Origin of the sequence: Zeimonas sediminis (genome assembly GCF_023721795.1) — a bacterium.
Taxonomy (GTDB): Bacteria; Pseudomonadota; Gammaproteobacteria; order Burkholderiales; family Burkholderiaceae_E; genus Zeimonas; species Zeimonas sediminis.
Genome location: NZ_JAMQYE010000001.1, coordinates 1,022,542 through 1,037,200, shown reverse-complemented (window position 1 = coordinate 1,037,200; position 14,659 = coordinate 1,022,542). Strand labels below are relative to the sequence as shown.

15 protein-coding genes are annotated in these 14,659 nt (G+C 72.0%); 12 read left to right on the top strand and 3 right to left on the bottom strand.

The window, feature by feature from the left end; genetic code table 11:
* Positions 1-84 precede the first annotated feature (84 nt).
* Positions 85-1,890: an acyl-CoA dehydrogenase gene (locus M6I34_RS04820; RefSeq protein WP_272484565.1), complete on the top strand. Its 1,806-nt coding sequence runs from the start codon at positions 85-87 to the stop codon at positions 1,888-1,890.
* 108 nt (positions 1,891-1,998) lie between these two features.
* On the opposite strand, the gene M6I34_RS04815 is transcribed toward M6I34_RS04820, so the two are convergent.
* Complete coding sequence (locus tag M6I34_RS04815; protein WP_272484564.1) at positions 1,999-2,700, bottom strand: hypothetical protein; 702 nt, start codon at positions 2,698-2,700, stop codon at positions 1,999-2,001.
* Positions 2,701-2,848: 148 nt separating this feature from the next.
* Between M6I34_RS04815 and M6I34_RS04810 the strand changes: the two genes are divergently transcribed.
* The 11 genes from M6I34_RS04810 to M6I34_RS04760 all read left to right on the top strand — a co-directional run bounded on the left by M6I34_RS04810 (position 2,849) and on the right by M6I34_RS04760 (position 13,386).
* On the top strand, positions 2,849-4,030 hold the full coding sequence (locus M6I34_RS04810; protein ID WP_272484563.1) for a PA0069 family radical SAM protein: 1,182 nt from the start codon (positions 2,849-2,851) through the stop codon (positions 4,028-4,030).
* A gap of 126 nt (positions 4,031-4,156) precedes the next feature.
* Positions 4,157-4,426, top strand: coding sequence for a 30S ribosomal protein S16 (rpsP, locus tag M6I34_RS04805; protein WP_272484562.1), 270 nt, complete (start codon positions 4,157-4,159; stop codon positions 4,424-4,426).
* A gap of 176 nt (positions 4,427-4,602) precedes the next feature.
* Positions 4,603-5,160 (top strand): ribosome maturation factor RimM, encoded by a 558-nt coding sequence (rimM, locus tag M6I34_RS04800; protein ID WP_272484561.1) that lies wholly within the window; start codon positions 4,603-4,605, stop codon positions 5,158-5,160.
* A 39-nt stretch (positions 5,161-5,199) separates the two neighbouring features.
* Positions 5,200-5,976, top strand: a complete 777-nt coding sequence (gene trmD, locus M6I34_RS04795; RefSeq protein ID WP_272484560.1) for a tRNA (guanosine(37)-N1)-methyltransferase TrmD — start codon at positions 5,200-5,202, stop codon at positions 5,974-5,976.
* A gap of 390 nt (positions 5,977-6,366) precedes the next feature.
* Positions 6,367-7,854, top strand: a complete 1,488-nt coding sequence (locus M6I34_RS04790; protein ID WP_272484559.1) for a DEAD/DEAH box helicase — start codon at positions 6,367-6,369, stop codon at positions 7,852-7,854.
* Positions 7,855-7,908: 54 nt separating this feature from the next.
* A complete protein-coding gene (locus tag M6I34_RS04785; protein WP_272484558.1) occupies positions 7,909-8,883 on the top strand; it encodes a Bug family tripartite tricarboxylate transporter substrate binding protein in 975 nt (324 codons plus the stop codon).
* A 28-nt stretch (positions 8,884-8,911) separates the two neighbouring features.
* Entirely contained in the window at positions 8,912-9,406 is a 495-nt protein-coding gene (locus M6I34_RS04780) for a tripartite tricarboxylate transporter TctB family protein (protein ID WP_272484557.1), read from the top strand.
* Between the two features lies 1 nt (position 9,407).
* Entirely contained in the window at positions 9,408-10,907 is a 1,500-nt protein-coding gene (locus M6I34_RS04775) for a tripartite tricarboxylate transporter permease (protein WP_272484556.1), read from the top strand.
* Positions 10,908-10,997: 90 nt separating this feature from the next.
* Complete coding sequence (gene rplS, locus M6I34_RS04770; protein WP_272484555.1) at positions 10,998-11,378, top strand: 50S ribosomal protein L19; 381 nt, start codon at positions 10,998-11,000, stop codon at positions 11,376-11,378.
* Positions 11,379-11,600: 222 nt separating this feature from the next.
* Positions 11,601-12,320, top strand: coding sequence for a CoA pyrophosphatase (locus M6I34_RS04765; protein WP_272484554.1), 720 nt, complete (start codon positions 11,601-11,603; stop codon positions 12,318-12,320).
* 28 nt (positions 12,321-12,348) lie between these two features.
* A complete protein-coding gene (locus M6I34_RS04760) occupies positions 12,349-13,386 on the top strand; it encodes a cobalamin biosynthesis protein (protein WP_272484553.1) in 1,038 nt (345 codons plus the stop codon).
* Here M6I34_RS04760 and rsgA read toward each other — a convergent pair.
* Entirely contained in the window at positions 13,358-14,290 is a 933-nt protein-coding gene (gene rsgA / locus M6I34_RS04755) for a ribosome small subunit-dependent GTPase A (protein WP_272484552.1), read from the bottom strand. The two genes, M6I34_RS04760 and rsgA, sit on opposite strands and share 29 nt — an antisense overlap.
* Positions 14,291-14,298: 8 nt before the next feature.
* Positions 14,299-14,652 carry a 4a-hydroxytetrahydrobiopterin dehydratase gene (locus M6I34_RS04750; RefSeq protein WP_272484551.1) on the bottom strand — a complete coding sequence of 118 codons (354 nt, stop codon included), beginning with the start codon at positions 14,650-14,652 and terminating at the stop codon, positions 14,299-14,301.
* Positions 14,653-14,659 lie beyond the last annotated feature (7 nt).

The window sequence follows — 14,659 nt, the reverse complement described above, 5'->3', positions numbered from 1 at the left end:
AGCGCGCGCCGGTCCGGCGAACAGACGCACGAACGGCCGACCGGCAACGGATCGGCCGTTTCCACATCCGCATGGAGTGACGAAATGTCGTTCAAAGCCCCGCTCAAGGACATGCTGTTCACGCTCGAGCACGTCGCGAACCTCGAAGCGGTCGCGAAGCTGCCGGGCTTCGAGGACGCCGGCCTGGACACCGCGCAGGCGGTGCTCGAGGAATGCGCGAAGTTCAACGAGGGCGTGGTCGCCCCGCTGAACTGGACCGGCGACACGCAACCCTCGACGCTCAGCAACGGCGTCGTCACGACCACGCCCGGTTTCCGCGAGGCCTTCCGGCAGTTCGCCGACGGCGGCTGGCAGGGCGTCCAGCACCCGCTCGAGTTCGGCGGGCAGGGCCTGCCCAAGTCGATCGGCACGCCCTGCGTGGAGATCCTGAACGCGGCCAATCTGTCGTTCGCGCTGTGCCCGCTGCTGACCGACGGCGCGATCGAGGCGCTGCTCACCGCCGGCTCCGACGAGCAGAAGATGCGCTACGTGCCCCACCTGATCTCGGGCAAGTGGACCGGCACGATGAACCTGACCGAGCCGCAGGCCGGCTCCGACCTCGCGCTGGTGCGCGCCAAGGCGGTGCCGCAGGGCGACGGCAGCTACCGGATCTTCGGCCAGAAGATCTTCATCACCTTCGGCGAGCACGACATGGCGGACAACATCGTCCACCTCGTGCTGGCTCGCACGCCGGACGCGCCCGAGGGGGTCAAGGGCATCTCGCTGTTCATCGTCCCGAAGTTCCTGTTCGACGATGCGGGCGAGCCGGTCAAGCGCAACGACGTCTGGTGCACGTCGATCGAGCACAAGCTCGGCATCAAGGCGAGCCCGACCTCGGTGCTGGTCTACGGCGACGGCAAGGGCGAGGTCGGCGAGGGCGCGATCGGCTACCTGGTCGGCCAGGAGAACCGCGGCCTCGAGTACATGTTCATCATGATGAACTCGGCCCGTTTCGCGGTCGGCATGCAGGGCATCGCGATCGCCGAGCGCGCCTACCAGAAGGCCGCGGCCTACGCGAAGGACCGCGTGCAGAGCCGCGACGTGGCCGGCTCCAGCGGTCCGGTCGCCATCGTCAACCACCCCGACGTTCGCCGGATGCTGATGACGATGCGCGCCTGCACCGAGTCCGCGCGCGCGCTGGCCTACGTGGCGGCCGCGCTGTCCGACGCCGGCCATCACGCGGCCGACGAGGCCGAGCGCCAGCGCAGCATGGCCGCCTACGAATACCTGGTGCCGATCGTCAAGGGCTGGTCGACCGAGATGTCGCTCGAGGTCACCTCGCTCGGCGTGCAGGTGCACGGCGGCATGGGCTTCATCGAGGAGACCGGCGCGGCGCAGTACTACCGCGACGCGCGCATCCTGACGATCTACGAGGGCACCACCGCGATCCAGGCCAACGACCTGGTCGGGCGCAAGACAGCGCGCGACGGCGGCGCGGTCGCGAAGGGGCTGATCGGCCAGGCGCGCGGCACCGCCGCCGAGCTGGCCGGCGCGTCCGACGCCGACCTGCAGGCGATCGGGCGCCGGCTGGCGGCCGGCTGCGACGCGCTCGAGTCGGCGGTCGACTTCGTCGTGGCCAGCATGAAGTCCGACGTCCGCGCGGTCTTCGCGGGCAGCGTCCCCTACCTGAAGCTGGCCGGCATCGTGCTGTCGGGCTGGCAGATGGGGCGCGCGGCGCTCGCCGCCGCGGCGCTGCGCGAGGCGGCCAGCGGCGACGCCGGCTTCATGGCGGCCAAGATCGCGACCGCGCGCTTCCACGCCGACCACATCCTGAGCCAGGCGCCCGGCCTGGCCAGCTCGATCGTCGACGGCGCCGCCGGGGTCATGGCGCTGGAAGCCGAGCTGTTCTGAGGCCCTGAGGCCGGTCCTGGGCGGAGGCCGGTCCTGGGCTGAGGCCGGCGCCGAGCGGACCCGAGCCTGGAAGATCCCGGGCCCGGGCCGGCGCGCGTGCCGCGACGCTCAGCGCGCCAGCCAGCCCCAGTCGGCGAGCCGGTCGCGGACGCGGTCGGCGATCTCGCCGACGTCGATGCCTGCCACCGGCCGCTCCGGCGCGGTCATCCAGACTGCCAGGAAGGCCCCGACGCCGGCCGCCAGCACGAGCACTATGGCCAGCGCCGCAAGCCAGCCACGGCGGCGCGGGGTGACGGGAATCTCGATCGCAGCGCTTCGCAGAGTTGGCCTGGCCGGACGTTCGTTGCGGTGCCGCAGGCCGGGCGGCCTTTCGGCCGGACTCGGCATGGCGGGCGTCGGTGAGCGCTTGGGCTCGGCGTCGACCGTCGCGCGGGTCAGCGCGGGTTCGTCGAGCCAGTCCTCTTCGTCGAAGTGCTCCGGCAGTCGCGGCTCGGCCTCCTCGGGCGGGGACAGCCGGGACAGCGGATCGTCGGCCGGCCTGCGCCTCGCCAGGAGTTCCGCCAGCGCGGCCGCGGATCCGGGGGGCAGCGCCCGCTCGCGAAACGGCTCCTGCGTGCCGGGAGCCGGCGCCTGCCGGGGCGGCGGGTTCCGGGCCCCGGAGGGGAGCGTCGGCTGGCGGCCATCGGCGCCTGTCGGGATCCGGCTCGCTGGCGGGGAGGTCTGTGCGTGACGCGGCGCTACCGTGCGATTGTCGGCCGTCGCGTCGTCATCGGGTGTGCCGAAGACCTGGCGCTTCTGCTCGCCGAGCAATGCGCCGCACTTCGCGCAACGCTTCGCCCAAGGCGGATTGCCGCCCCCGCAGGCCGGACAGCTGACGATCATCGTTCGAACCTCCTCGCGTCGGCGAGGATAGCGCGATGTGCTTGCCACGGAGGCCTTTCCGTTCGATACTGTAACAATGAACAGTATCCGGCGCACTCGCTCCCAGCCGTCGGCGGTCGTGTCCGGCGCGGCGCGCTCCGGCGTGCGGCCTCCCGGTGGTCGCGGCGCAGTGTCGAGCCCCGCGGGTCGCTTCGAGAAGCTGGCCCGCGAAACGATCGACGACGGCTGGTTCCAGGACGACCGGGAGCCCGATCTCCCCAGGACCGAGGTCACCGAAGAACGGGCCGGCCGAATCCTGAGCTTCAACGATTCGCCCGACGTTCCCTTCGACCGGGCGATCAACCCCTATCGCGGCTGCGAGCACGGCTGCACCTACTGCTTCGCCCGGCCGACCCACGCCTGGCTGGGGCTGTCGCCGGGCCTCGACTTCGAGACCCGCTTGCGTGCCAAGGTCAACGCTGCCGAGCGCCTGCGCGCCGAGCTTGCCGCGCCCGGCTATCGCTGCGAGCCGGTCAACATCGGCTCCGCCACCGACGCCTACCAGCCGATCGAGCGCGAAAGGCGAATCACCCGCGGCATCCTCGAAGTGCTGGCCGAGTGTTCGCACCCGCTGACCATCGTCACCAAGTCCGCGCTCGTCGAGCGGGACATCGACCTGCTGGCCCCGATGGCAAGGCGCGGGCTCGCGTCCGTCCACGTGTCGCTCGCGTCGCTCGACCCGGATCTCGCCCGCGCATGGGAACCGCGCGCCGCCGCGCCGTGGAGGCGCCTGCGCACGATCCGCCGACTCGCCGACGCGGGCATTCCGGTCGGCGTGGCGGTGGCGCCGGTCGTCCCCTTTCTGAACGAACCCGAACTCGAGAGCGTGCTGGAGCAGGCGCGCGACGCAGGGGCCACGTCGGCTTTCTACACGGTGCTCAGGCTTCCGCACGAGTTGCGGGAGGTCTTCGTCGACTGGCTGCGCTCGGTCCATCCGGATCGCGCAGCCAGGATCATGAACCGGCTCGGCGACATGCGCCCGGCCGCGGCGGGCAGGGAACGTCGCCTGAACGACCCCAGGTTCTTCCATCGGATGAAGGGCCAGGGCGCGTGGGCCGAACTGCTGCGCCTGCGCTACGACCTCGCGATCCGGCGGCTCGGCCTGAACCGCGACCGGCTGGTCCTTCGCACCGACCTGTTCGTGCCGCCCGAGAGAAAGCGGGCCGGGCGTGCGTTCGCCGAGCCCGAGGCCCAGCAGGCGCAGGGCAGTCTGTTCTGAGATCCCGGGAGCGGCCCGCCGGGGCCCCGGGCACGTCCGGCCGACGCGGCCGGGTCGTTCGATTGCCCCGAAGCCCGGGCCCGGCTATAATTTAGGGTTTTCCGCCCACGGACAAAGGATACCGATATGGTCGTCATCCGCCTCACGCGCGGCGGCGCCAAGAAGCGCCCCTTCTATCACATCGTCGCCACCGACAAACAGAGCCGCCGCGACGGCCGCTTCATCGAGCGGATCGGCTTCTACAACCCGGTTGCCGCCGCCAACGAGAACGGTCTCGTGCTGTCGATGGATCGCATCGGCTACTGGCAGCAGAACGGCGCCCAGCTGTCGCCGACCGTCGAGCGCCTGGTTCGCCAGTACACCAAGGCGCAGGCTGCCACGGCCGCTGCGGCCTGACGCTTCCCGGCGGGCGCCAGGTGGCCGGCGGATCTGAAACCCGGCATTCCGGGCGCGGTTCCGCCTCGTCTCGCCGCCCGGCGTCAGGGTCCTCTTCACCGGGGGGCCCTCCCTCCTCCTCGCGCCGCGCGGCGATCGCCGCCGGAGCGGGCTCCGACATCGTCACCGTTCCTGCGTTGCCGCAGGACAGCGTCGTCGTCGGCCGTGTCGGCGGCTCCTGGGGCGTGCGCGGCGCGCTCCGGATCGAGCCGTTCAACGAGCCGGAGGATTCGGTGCTGCTGACGGCGCGTCGCTGGTACCTGAGCGCCCCGTCCGCCGACCCCGGCGTTCGCGCGCCCGGTCGCGTCGAGCGGCCGTTTCCGTTGCCTGCCATGGTCAGCGTGACTCGCTGCCGCGCGCACGGGGGAAGCCTGGTGGCCACCGTGACCGGCATCGAGGTCAAGGAGGTCGCCGACGCCCTTCGTGGCTGCCAGGTCGCGGTCAGCCGGGCCGATTTTCCCGAGCCCGCCCAAGGCGAGTACTACTGGGTCGACCTGATCGGCTGCGAGGTCGTCACGCCGTCGGGCGTCGGCCTCGGAAGCGTCGAGGCGGTCGACGACCACGGCGCGCATCCGTTGCTGCGGCTTCGCGATCGCGAGGGGCGAGAGCGCCTGATTCCCTTCGTCGAGGCGCACGTGCCCGAGGTGGACCTGGTCGGCCGGCGCATCGTCGCCGACTGGGACCCGGACTTCTAGAGAGGCCGCCGCACCGCGCGGCCCGGCCTTCGTTCCGACATGCGCATCGACGTCGTTTCGATCTTCCCCGAGATGTTCGACGCGCTCACCCGCTTCGGCATCACCGGACGGGCCCTGCAGAGGGGCCTGTGGCAGTTCGCCGTCCACAACCCGCGCGACTTCACCACCGACGCCTACCGGCGGGTCGACGACCGGCCCTACGGTGGCGGCCCGGGAATGGTCATGCTCGGCCAGCCGCTGGCCGACGCGATCGGCGCGGCGCTCGCCGCCGGGCGGCGACCCGTGATCGCCTTGTCGCCGCAGGGCGCGCCGCTCGACGACGCGAAGGTCCGCCGGCTCGCCGCCTTGCCCGGCATGGTGCTGGTCGCGGGCCGCTACGAGGCGATCGACCAGCGCTTGCTCGATCGCCACGTCGACGAGGAGATCTCGATCGGCGACTTCGTCGTGTCCGGCGGGGAGCTGCCGGCGATGATGCTGATCGACGCAGTCGTCAGGCTGCTGCCCGGGGCGATGAACGACGAGGCTTCGGCGGCGCACGATTCCTTCGCCGACGGGCTGCTCGACTGCCCCCACTACACGCGGCCCGAGGTCTTCGAGGGCCTGCCGGTCCCCGAGGTGCTGCTTTCCGGTCATCACGCGCGCATCGCGCGCTGGCGGCGGGATCGCTCGCTCGAAACGACGCTGAGGCGGCGCCCCGACCTGATCGACGAGGCGAGAAGGCGGGGCCTGCTCGACCGGCAGGACGAGGCGTTTCTCGCGTCGCTGGCAGCAGGGGCTGAGGGAGGGGATGCGGGAAGGGGGAAGGGGGAAGGGTAGAGAGCGGCGCCGCTCGGCTCGGCGCCGGCCGTCGCTGCTTGCGTCCGCTCGGGGCATCCGCGCACGGTATTTTCCCCAGGTCTCCCCTCCAGGTTCGTCCTCCAGGCATCGGCTGCCGATCTCGCCCCCTGCAGATTTCGCTCGCGCCGGCGACGGATTGCCGGTATAGTCCGATTGTGCGTTGCAGCAACCGGCGTGCGCGGGGAAACCGATCTCCGTCGCGACCGGGCTTGCGCTGCCTCGCTCATTCGTTCATCGTCCCCCGACCTCTGTTAGCGATCCGGCCTGTCTGGCCGGGCCATCCGGAATCCGTCTGGCGCCGATGCCCGACGCCTCGCGGCGATCGAGCCGATCGCCGCGCGTCATTCCGTTGATGTTCCAGAGGTCTCCATGAGTTTTTCCGACCTGGGGCTGGCCGCCCCTTTCCTCGCTTCGCTGGCCGAGGCCGGCTACACGCAGCCCACGCAGGTGCAGCGCGATGCCATTCCGGCAGCGCTCGAAGGCGCCGACCTGCTCGTTTCTTCCCAGACCGGCAGTGGCAAGACCGCCGCCTTCATGCTGCCCTCGCTGCAGCGGCTGCTGGGCCAGTCGGCGCGCCCCGGCAAGGGGCCGCGGATCCTGGTGCTCGCCCCTACGCGCGAGCTGGCGCTGCAGGTCAAGGACGCCGCCACCGGCTACGCCGCAGGCGTGCGCCGCTTCACCAGCGCCGCGCTGGTCGGGGGCGCGCCCTATGCCCCGCAGATGCGCCTGCTGTCTCGCCCGCTCGACCTGGTGGTCGCGACCCCGGGCCGCCTGATCGATCACCTCGAGGCCGGTCGCATCGACTTCTCGCGCCTCGAGGTGCTGATCCTCGACGAGGCCGACCGGATGCTCGACATGGGCTTCCTCGGCGACATCGAGCGCATCGTGGCCGCCGCGCCGGCTGACCGGCAGACGCTGCTCTTCTCGGCCACGCTGGACGGCGTGGTGGGCGATCTCGCGCGCCGACTGACGCGCGCGCCGCGTCGCATCGACGTGGCCGCCACGCAGGCGCACAAGGCCGACATCGAGCAGGTCCTGATGTTCGCCGACGACCTGTCGCACAAGTCGCGCCTGCTCGACGCGCTGCTGCGTCGCGACGACCTGCAGCAGTGCGTGGTCTTCGCCGCCACCAAGCAGTCGACCGAGGACCTGCGCGAGCAGCTCGCGGCGAGCGGCTTCAGCGTCGCGGCCCTGCACGGCGACATGCACCAGGGCCAGCGCAACCGCACGCTGGAGCGCCTGCGCGACGGGCGCACGCGCGTGCTGGTCGCGACCGACGTCGCCGCGCGCGGCATCGACGTGGCCGGCATCACCCACGTGATCAACTTCGACGCGCCGCGCCAGGCCGAGGACTACGTGCACCGCATCGGCCGCACCGGCCGGGCCGGACGCAGCGGCGTCGCGGTCACGCTGCTCAGGCACGACGAGGGCTATCGCGCCCGCGTGATCGAGCGCTACACCGGCCAGCCGCTGCGCATCGACACGATCCCGGGGCTGGAGCCTCGCGCCAGGCCGCAGCGTCCGGCAGGAAAGCCGGGCGGCTGGCGAGGCAAGCCGGGCGGCGGGCACCGGCCTGCCGGGGCAAGGCCTGGCGGCTGGGGTGCCGGCGGCAATGGCGGCCAGCAAGGCTGGCGGGCAGGCAACGGCGACGCGAACGGCTGGAAAGCCCGAGGCGGCGAGGGGAGCGGCTGGAAGGCCGCCAGCGGCGACACGAACGGCTGGAAGGCCGGCCGTGGCGCTTCCTCCTGGAAGGCCGGCGCGTCGGCGGGCAGGTCCGCCCGCGCGGGCGGGCCGCGCGACCGGCTCGCGGGCGGCGATGCGCGTGAGGGTTTTGCGCGACGAGCCCCGCGCGACTGAGTAGTCAGGGCGGTCTTCCCGGGCCCATAATCCGGCATCACCGAGGAGACCCCCATGACGATCTCGCGTCGCAACCTGATCGCGGCTGCCGCCGCGGCTCCGATTGCCGCTTCGCTGCCGCGCGTGGCGCTCGCGCAGCAGCTCTTCGAATCGATCCTGATGTTCGTGCCGGCCGCGCCCGGCGGCGGCTGGGACGGCACCGGTCGCGCGATCGAGCAGGCCTGCAAGGGCGCCGGCCTGGTCGGCGCCTTCCAGTTCGAGAACGTGGGCGGGGCCGGCGGCATGGTCGGCCTGCCGCGCTTCGTCAACCAGCGCAAGGGCATGGCGAACGCGATGATGGTCGGCGGCTCGGTCATGGTCGGCGCCGGCATCCAGAACAAGAGCCCGGTCACGATCAAGGACGTGGTCCCGCTGGCGCGGCTCACCGAGGAGGCCGGCGTCATCGTCGTGCCGTCGTCGAGCCCCCACAAGACCTGGAAGGACCTCGAGGCCGCGATCAAGGAAAATCCGAAGGCGGTCAGCGTGGCCGGCGGCTCGTCGGGCGGCACCGATCACCAGTTGCTCGGCAAGATCGTCAAGGCGCTGGGCCGCAATCCGCGCGAGGCCGCCTACGTCGCCTTCGCTGGCGGCGGCCCGGCCAATGCGGCGATCATCGGCGGACAGGTCACGGCCGGCATCTCCGGCTACTCCGAGTTCGCCGAGCAGATCCAGGCGGGTCGCATGCGCCCGCTCGCGGTCTCGGGCAACCGGCGCATCCCGGGCGTGGACGTGCCCACGCTGACCGAGCTCGGCCTGCCGGTCACCGCCGCCAACTGGCGCGGCGTGTTCGGCGCGCCCGGCATCTCGACCGCGCAGCGCGACCAGCTCGTCGCGCTGCTCACGAAGATGCACGACGCGCAGGGCTGGAAGGACCTGCTCGCGCAGCGCAAGTGGACCGACGTGTTCCTCGCCGGCGACGAGTTCGCCAAGGTGCTCACGACCGACATCGCCGACACCGAGGCGGTCATGAAGGACCTGGGGCTGGCCTGATCCGGCCGCGCCCGACGCGCTTCGAACGATGCCGAATCGCCCGGCGCCCGGCGGCCGGCGCGGCCCGCTCGCAATGGCCGCGGCCCTGCTCGCGCTCGCCGCGGTCGCGGGCTGGCAGGTCTGGCTGATCCCGCCACCGCCGGTCGCTTCCGACGTCGGGCCGAGCACGATGCCGGGCGCGCTCGCCGGCTTGCTGGCTGCGCTGTCGTTCGCCTACCTGGTTCAGGCGTGGCGCGGCGATGCCGAAGACGCCGCGCGCGACCCGGTCGAGGGCCCGCTGCCCGGCGCCAGGGGGCGCCTGGCCTGGCTCGCCGCGGGGCTCGCGGCGATGCTGGGCCTGTTGCCGGCGGCCGGCATCGGCCCGGCGAGCGCGGCGTGCTTCGTGCTGGTGGCGCGCGCCTTCGACAGTCGCCGCTGGCTGCGCGACGCGGTGGCGGGCGCGATCTTCGCTTTTGCGATCTGGTTCGTGTTCGACCGCCTGCTCGGCGTCCAGCTCGGCCCCTTCCTGAGGCTGGGCGGCTGAGGTGGAGGCGCTGAACGCCCTGATGGGCGGCTTCGCGGCGGCGCTCGAGCCGTCGATCCTGCTCTACGGCTTCCTCGGTTGCCTGCTCGGCACGATGGTCGGGGTGCTGCCCGGCATCGGTCCCGCGCTCACGATCGCGCTGCTGCTGCCCCTGACCTTCAAGGTGCCCGCCGCCGCGATGTTCGTGATGTTCGCCGGGGTGTACTACGGCGCGATGTACGGCGGCTCGACCACCTCGATCCTGATCAACACGCCCGGCGAGTCGGCCACCGTGGTCACCGCGCTCGAGGGCTACAGGATGGCCCGCCGGGGCCGGGCGGGGGCGGCGCTGGCCACCGCGGCGATCGGCAGCTTCGTGGCCGGCACGATCGCGACGATCGCGCTCACCTTCGTCGCGCCGCTGGTCGTGGAGGCGGCGCTGAAGTTCGGCCCGGCCGAATACTTCAGCCTGATGCTGCTGTCGCTGGTCGCGGTGTCGGCGGTGCTGGGAGACTCGGTGCTGCGCGGCCTGGTCGCGCTCGCGCTCGGGCTGCTCGTCGGGCTGACCGGCATCGACCTTCAGAGCGGCCAGCCGCGCTTCACCTTCGGCGCGGCCGAGCTGCTCGACGGCGTCGAGTTCACCGCGGCGGCGGTCGGCCTGTTCGCGGTCGGCGAGGCGCTGTTCCTCGCCTGGCAGGGCCGCACCGGCAAGGACGAGGTGCTGAAGGTCGGCGGCAGGGTATGGCTGACTCGCGACGACCTGCGCCGCAGCTGGAAGCCCTGGCTGCGGGGCGCGGCCTTCGGCTTCCCGATCGGGGCGCTGCCGGCCGGCGGCGCCGAGCTGCCCACGCTGCTGTCCTACTACACCGAGAAGAAGCTGACGCGCCATCCCGAGGAGTTCGGCAACGGCGCGATCGAGGGGGTGGCGGGCCCCGAGGCGGCCAACAACGCCTCGGCCGCCGGCGTGCTGATGCCGCTGCTCACGCTCGGCATCCCGACCTCGGCCACCGCGGCGGTGATCCTGTCGGCCTTCGAGAGCTACGGAATCCAGCCGGGGCCGATGCTGTTCACCCAGCAGTCGGGCCTGGTCTGGACGCTGATCGCCAGCCTGTACATCGGCAACGTGATCCTGCTGCTGCTCAACCTGCCGCTGGTCGGCATCTGGGTGCGGCTGCTGTCGATTCCGGCGCCGCTGCTGTACGGCGGCATCGTCGTGATCTCGACCGTCGGCGTGTACGGCGCCGGGAACTCGCTGTTCGACGTCGGCCTGCTCTACGCCTTCGGCGCGCTCGGCTACGCGATGCGCCGCTTCGGCTTCCCGGTCGCGCCGCTGGTCGTCGGGCTGATCCTCGGGCCGATGATGGAGCAGTCGATGCGCCAGGCCCTGACGATCGCGCAGGGCGACTGGACCACCTTCGCCACCCGGCCGCTGTCCGGGACCCTGCTGGCGATCGCGGCGCTGCTGCTGGTCGCGCCGCGCCTGCTCGCCCTGCTTGGCAGGAAACGCGCCGAACGGCTATAATCGACGGCTTTGCGGGAATCCGCGAACCCCATCCTCTGCCCGGGTCAATACTCCTCGAACCCCCCGGCGCACGATGGCCAAGGAGCAAGCATGAATCTGATCGAAACGCTCGAGCAGGAAGAGATCGCCCGGCTCGGCAAGACCATCCCCGAGTTCGCCCCCGGGGACACCGTGGTCGTCAACGTCAACGTCGTCGAGGGCAGCCGCAAGCGCGTCCAGGCCTTCGAGGGCGTGGTGATCGGCCGTCGCAACCGCGGCCTGAACTCCTCGTTCATCGTCCGCAAGATCTCGTCGGGCGAGGGCGTCGAGCGCACCTTCCAGCTGTATTCGCCGCTGATCGCCTCGATCGAGGTCAAGCGCCGCGGCGACGTCCGTCGCGCCAAGCTTTACTACCTGCGTGCGCGCTCGGGCAAGTCGGCGCGGATCAAGGAAAAGCTGCCCGGCAAGTCGTCGGGCAACGCCGCGGCCTGACGGTCGGGCCGGTCGGGCCGGGCCGTCGCGCGAGCGGCGGCCGGCGCGACGACCGGTGCAGGCGCTTGCGTGCGCCTTGCCACGCGGCGCGCGAAACGGGCGCAGGAACGTGGCAAAAGAAGGGGGCGCAGTCTTGCGCCCCTTTTTTCGTCGTGCGAGCCTCGTTTCGTTCGTTCCGCCTTCTCGTTCGTCCCGCTTTCGCTTCCTCGCGTGCCATCCAGGATGACCTCGTCGATCGGACCAGCATCTGAAAGTCCCCGCGGGCCGGCCTTCGATCCGCGCCTCTCGCCGCTGGTGGCCGACGACACGCAGGTCCTGCCCGCGGTGGCGGGGGAGGCGCTCGCGCCGGAGCGGCTGCGCGAGCGATTCAGCAAGCCGCCGCAGTGGGCGCCCGAAATGACCGGCGACCGGATCCGCCTGCACGCCGGGCCGCCCAGGCCGGCGGCGGTGCTGGTGCCGATCGTCGCGCACGCCGGGGCTCCGTCGGTGCTGCTGACCCAGCGCACGCTGCACCTGCGCCAGCACTCGGGCCAGGTGGCCTTTCCCGGCGGGCGCTACGAGCCGGCCGACCGCACCCCGGTGCACACCGCGCTGCGCGAGGCGCACGAGGAAGTCGGCCTGGACCCGGCGCGGGTCGAGGTGATCGGGCGCCTGCCCGATTACCTGACCGGCACCGGTTTCCAGGTGACGCCGGTGGTCGGGCTGGTCGCGCCGGGCCTGGAACTGCGCCCCGATCCGCAGGAGGTCGCCGACGTCTTCGAGGTGCCGCTCGGCTTCCTGATGGATCCCCGCCATCACCAGCGCCGCCTGGTCGAGGTGGGCGGCGCGCAGCGCATCTTCTGGGCGATGCCCTGGCGGCCGCACCCGGCCGCCGACGAGTATTTCATCTGGGGCGCCACGGCAGCGATGCTCAGGAACCTGTATCGCCTGCTGAGCGCCTGACGCGACCCCGTTCGATGGAGACAGGGAGATGGGTTTCTTCGCACTCGTCCTGGCGCTGCTGATCGAGCAGGCCCGACCACTGCGGCCCGGCAACCGGGTCCACGCGGCATTCGCCGGCTTTGCGGCGATGATCCGCCGTAACTTCGACGGCGGCGAGCGGCGGCAGGGCGCGATCGGCTGGGCGATCGTCGTCGCCGCGAGCCTCGCCGTGGTCGCGCTCGCGGAGCGGATCGCCGGGGCGATCCATCCGCTGCTGCTGTTCGCGCTGCACGTCTTCGTGCTCTATTGCACCGTCGGCTTCCGGCAGTTCAGCGAGTCCTTCACCGAGATCAGGGTGGCGCTCGCTGCCGATGACGCCGAAGGCGCGCGACGGGTGCTGTCGGGATGGCTGCGCGGCGAGGACCCGGCCGAGGAGGCAGCTGCCGAGTCCGGCGCGTCGGTTGGCCAGACCTGCCGGCAGTCGATCGCCCACGCGCTGCTGGCTGCCCACCGCCACGTGCTCGGGCCCTTGTTCTGCTACGTGGTGCTGCCCGGCGCGCTGGGGCCGGTCCTGTACCGGGTCACCGAAATGCTGGCCCGGCACTGGCAGCGGCGCGGCGAGGGGGCGGGCGAAGGCGCGGGCGAAGGTCCGGGCGAAGGTCCGGGCGAAGGTCCGGGCGAAGCGGCGCCGGGCAGCGACTCCGCCGCCCGGTCGCCGTGGCCTGCTTTCGCCAACCGGGCTTTCGCGGTCGTCGACTGGGTGCCCACGAGACTGACCGCCGCCGGCTTCGCGATCGTCGGCAACTTCGAGGACGCGGTCTACTGCTGGCGCGCTGCGACCGCTGCCGTTGGACCCTGGGATTCGCGCTCGGTGCTGATGGCGGTCGGCAGCGGGGCGATCGGCGTGCGGCTCGCCGACCCCGCGCTCGAAGCGCGCTGGGCGGCCGCGCCCCGCGCCTTCGAATGCCCCGGCGCGGAGGCCCAGCCCGGCAGCCTGCCGGCGGCGGCGGGCCTGGTCTGGCGCTCGCTGCTGCTGTGGCTGGGCCTGTTCGCGCTGATCACGGTCTCTGCCTGGATGGGGCGCTGAGCGTCTCGTCGACCAGGCGCCCGTAGAGCTGGAAGCGACGGGCGTCGATCCGGCCGGCCTGCACCGCGTCCCGGACCGCGCAGCCGGGCTCGTCGCGGTGGGTGCAGTCGTTGAAGCGGCAGCGGCCGAGAAACGGCGCGAACTCGGGCATCGCGTGCGCGAGCTGCGAGGCCGAAAGATGCGCCACGCCGAAGGTCTGGAAGCCCGGCGTGTCGATCAGCCGCGCGTCGGGCGCGACCGACTCCGGCAGATCGAACAGGCGGGTGAAGGTCGTCGTGTGGCGCCCGGTCGCCAGCGCGGTCGAGATCGCCTGGGTCCGCAGGTCAGCGTCGGGGACCAGCGTGTTCACCAGCGTCGACTTGCCCATTCCGGACTGCCCGACCAGCAGCGTGGTGCGCCCGGCGAGGAAGTCGCGAAGCGTGTCCCGCACCTGCGAGGGGTCGCCCTTGGCCGCGATCTCGAACACCGGCAGGCCGAGCGCGCGATGCGCGTCGATCCGCGCGCGGATCGACGCGTGCGGCGCGGCGAGGTCGCACTTGTTGGCGATCAGAGCGGCCGGCACGCCGGCGACCGCGGCCGCGGCCAGGATGCGCAGCAGCAATTCCTCGGAGAAGGGCGGGTCGCCGGCGATCACGATCGCGACCTGGTCGACGTTGGCTGCCAGCAGCTTGCTGCGCCACTGGTCGGTGCGGCGTATCTCGTTGTCGCGCGGAGCGATCTGCTCGATGACCGCCTGGCCGTCGCCGGTGCGGCGGATGCCGACGCGGTCGCCGACGCATGCGTCGGTGCGCTTGCCGCGGGTTACGGCCACGAGCTCGCCGCCGCCCGAAGGCCGCACAAGGTAGTGGCGGCCGTAGCTGGCCGAGACCAGAGCGGGCTCGGCCGCCCGGGCCGGAGCGCCCATCGCGCCGCTCAGCCGAGCGCTCGGGTGAAGACCGCGTCGGACTTCGCGGCGCAGACGAAGTCGTTCTCGGAGATGCCGCCCACCGAGTGCGTGTTCCAGCGCACCGTGCAGCGGTTGTAGCCGACCTGCAGGTCGGGATGGTGGTCCTCGCCGTGGACCATCCAGGCCAGCGCGTTCACGAAGGCGATCGTGTCGTGGTAATCGCGGAACGCGTAGCTTCGCTCGATCGCGCCGTCCCGGTGCGACCAGCCTGCGAGCTCGGAGAGCTGCACTTCGATCTCGCTGTCGGTGTAGGCGCGCTCGCCCTCCATCGGGCGGGACTTGCGCGACACGAGTTGCTGGCGGGTCAGGGCAGGTTTCATCGCTGCG

What these genes read in the sequence shown, in the direction of transcription:
- M6I34_RS04780 (WP_272484557.1), top strand. Translation starts at nt 8,912, where the DNA reads ATGCCGAATCGCCCGGCGCCCGGCGGCCGGCGCGGCCCGCTCGCAATG.
- M6I34_RS04750 (WP_272484551.1), bottom strand. Translation starts at nt 14,652, where the DNA reads ATGAAACCTGCCCTGACCCGCCAGCAACTCGTGTCGCGCAAGTCCCGC.
- M6I34_RS04820 (WP_272484565.1), top strand. Translation starts at nt 85, where the DNA reads ATGTCGTTCAAAGCCCCGCTCAAGGACATGCTGTTCACGCTCGAGCAC.
- M6I34_RS04785 (WP_272484558.1), top strand. Translation starts at nt 7,909, where the DNA reads ATGACGATCTCGCGTCGCAACCTGATCGCGGCTGCCGCCGCGGCTCCG.
- rsgA (WP_272484552.1), bottom strand. Translation starts at nt 14,290, where the DNA reads ATGGGCGCTCCGGCCCGGGCGGCCGAGCCCGCTCTGGTCTCGGCCAGC.
- M6I34_RS04810 (WP_272484563.1), top strand. Translation starts at nt 2,849, where the DNA reads ATGAACAGTATCCGGCGCACTCGCTCCCAGCCGTCGGCGGTCGTGTCC.
- rpsP (WP_272484562.1), top strand. Translation starts at nt 4,157, where the DNA reads ATGGTCGTCATCCGCCTCACGCGCGGCGGCGCCAAGAAGCGCCCCTTC.
- M6I34_RS04765 (WP_272484554.1), top strand. Translation starts at nt 11,601, where the DNA reads ATGACCTCGTCGATCGGACCAGCATCTGAAAGTCCCCGCGGGCCGGCC.
- M6I34_RS04760 (WP_272484553.1), top strand. Translation starts at nt 12,349, where the DNA reads ATGGGTTTCTTCGCACTCGTCCTGGCGCTGCTGATCGAGCAGGCCCGA.
- M6I34_RS04790 (WP_272484559.1), top strand. Translation starts at nt 6,367, where the DNA reads ATGAGTTTTTCCGACCTGGGGCTGGCCGCCCCTTTCCTCGCTTCGCTG.
- rplS (WP_272484555.1), top strand. Translation starts at nt 10,998, where the DNA reads ATGAATCTGATCGAAACGCTCGAGCAGGAAGAGATCGCCCGGCTCGGC.
- trmD (WP_272484560.1), top strand. Translation starts at nt 5,200, where the DNA reads ATGCGCATCGACGTCGTTTCGATCTTCCCCGAGATGTTCGACGCGCTC.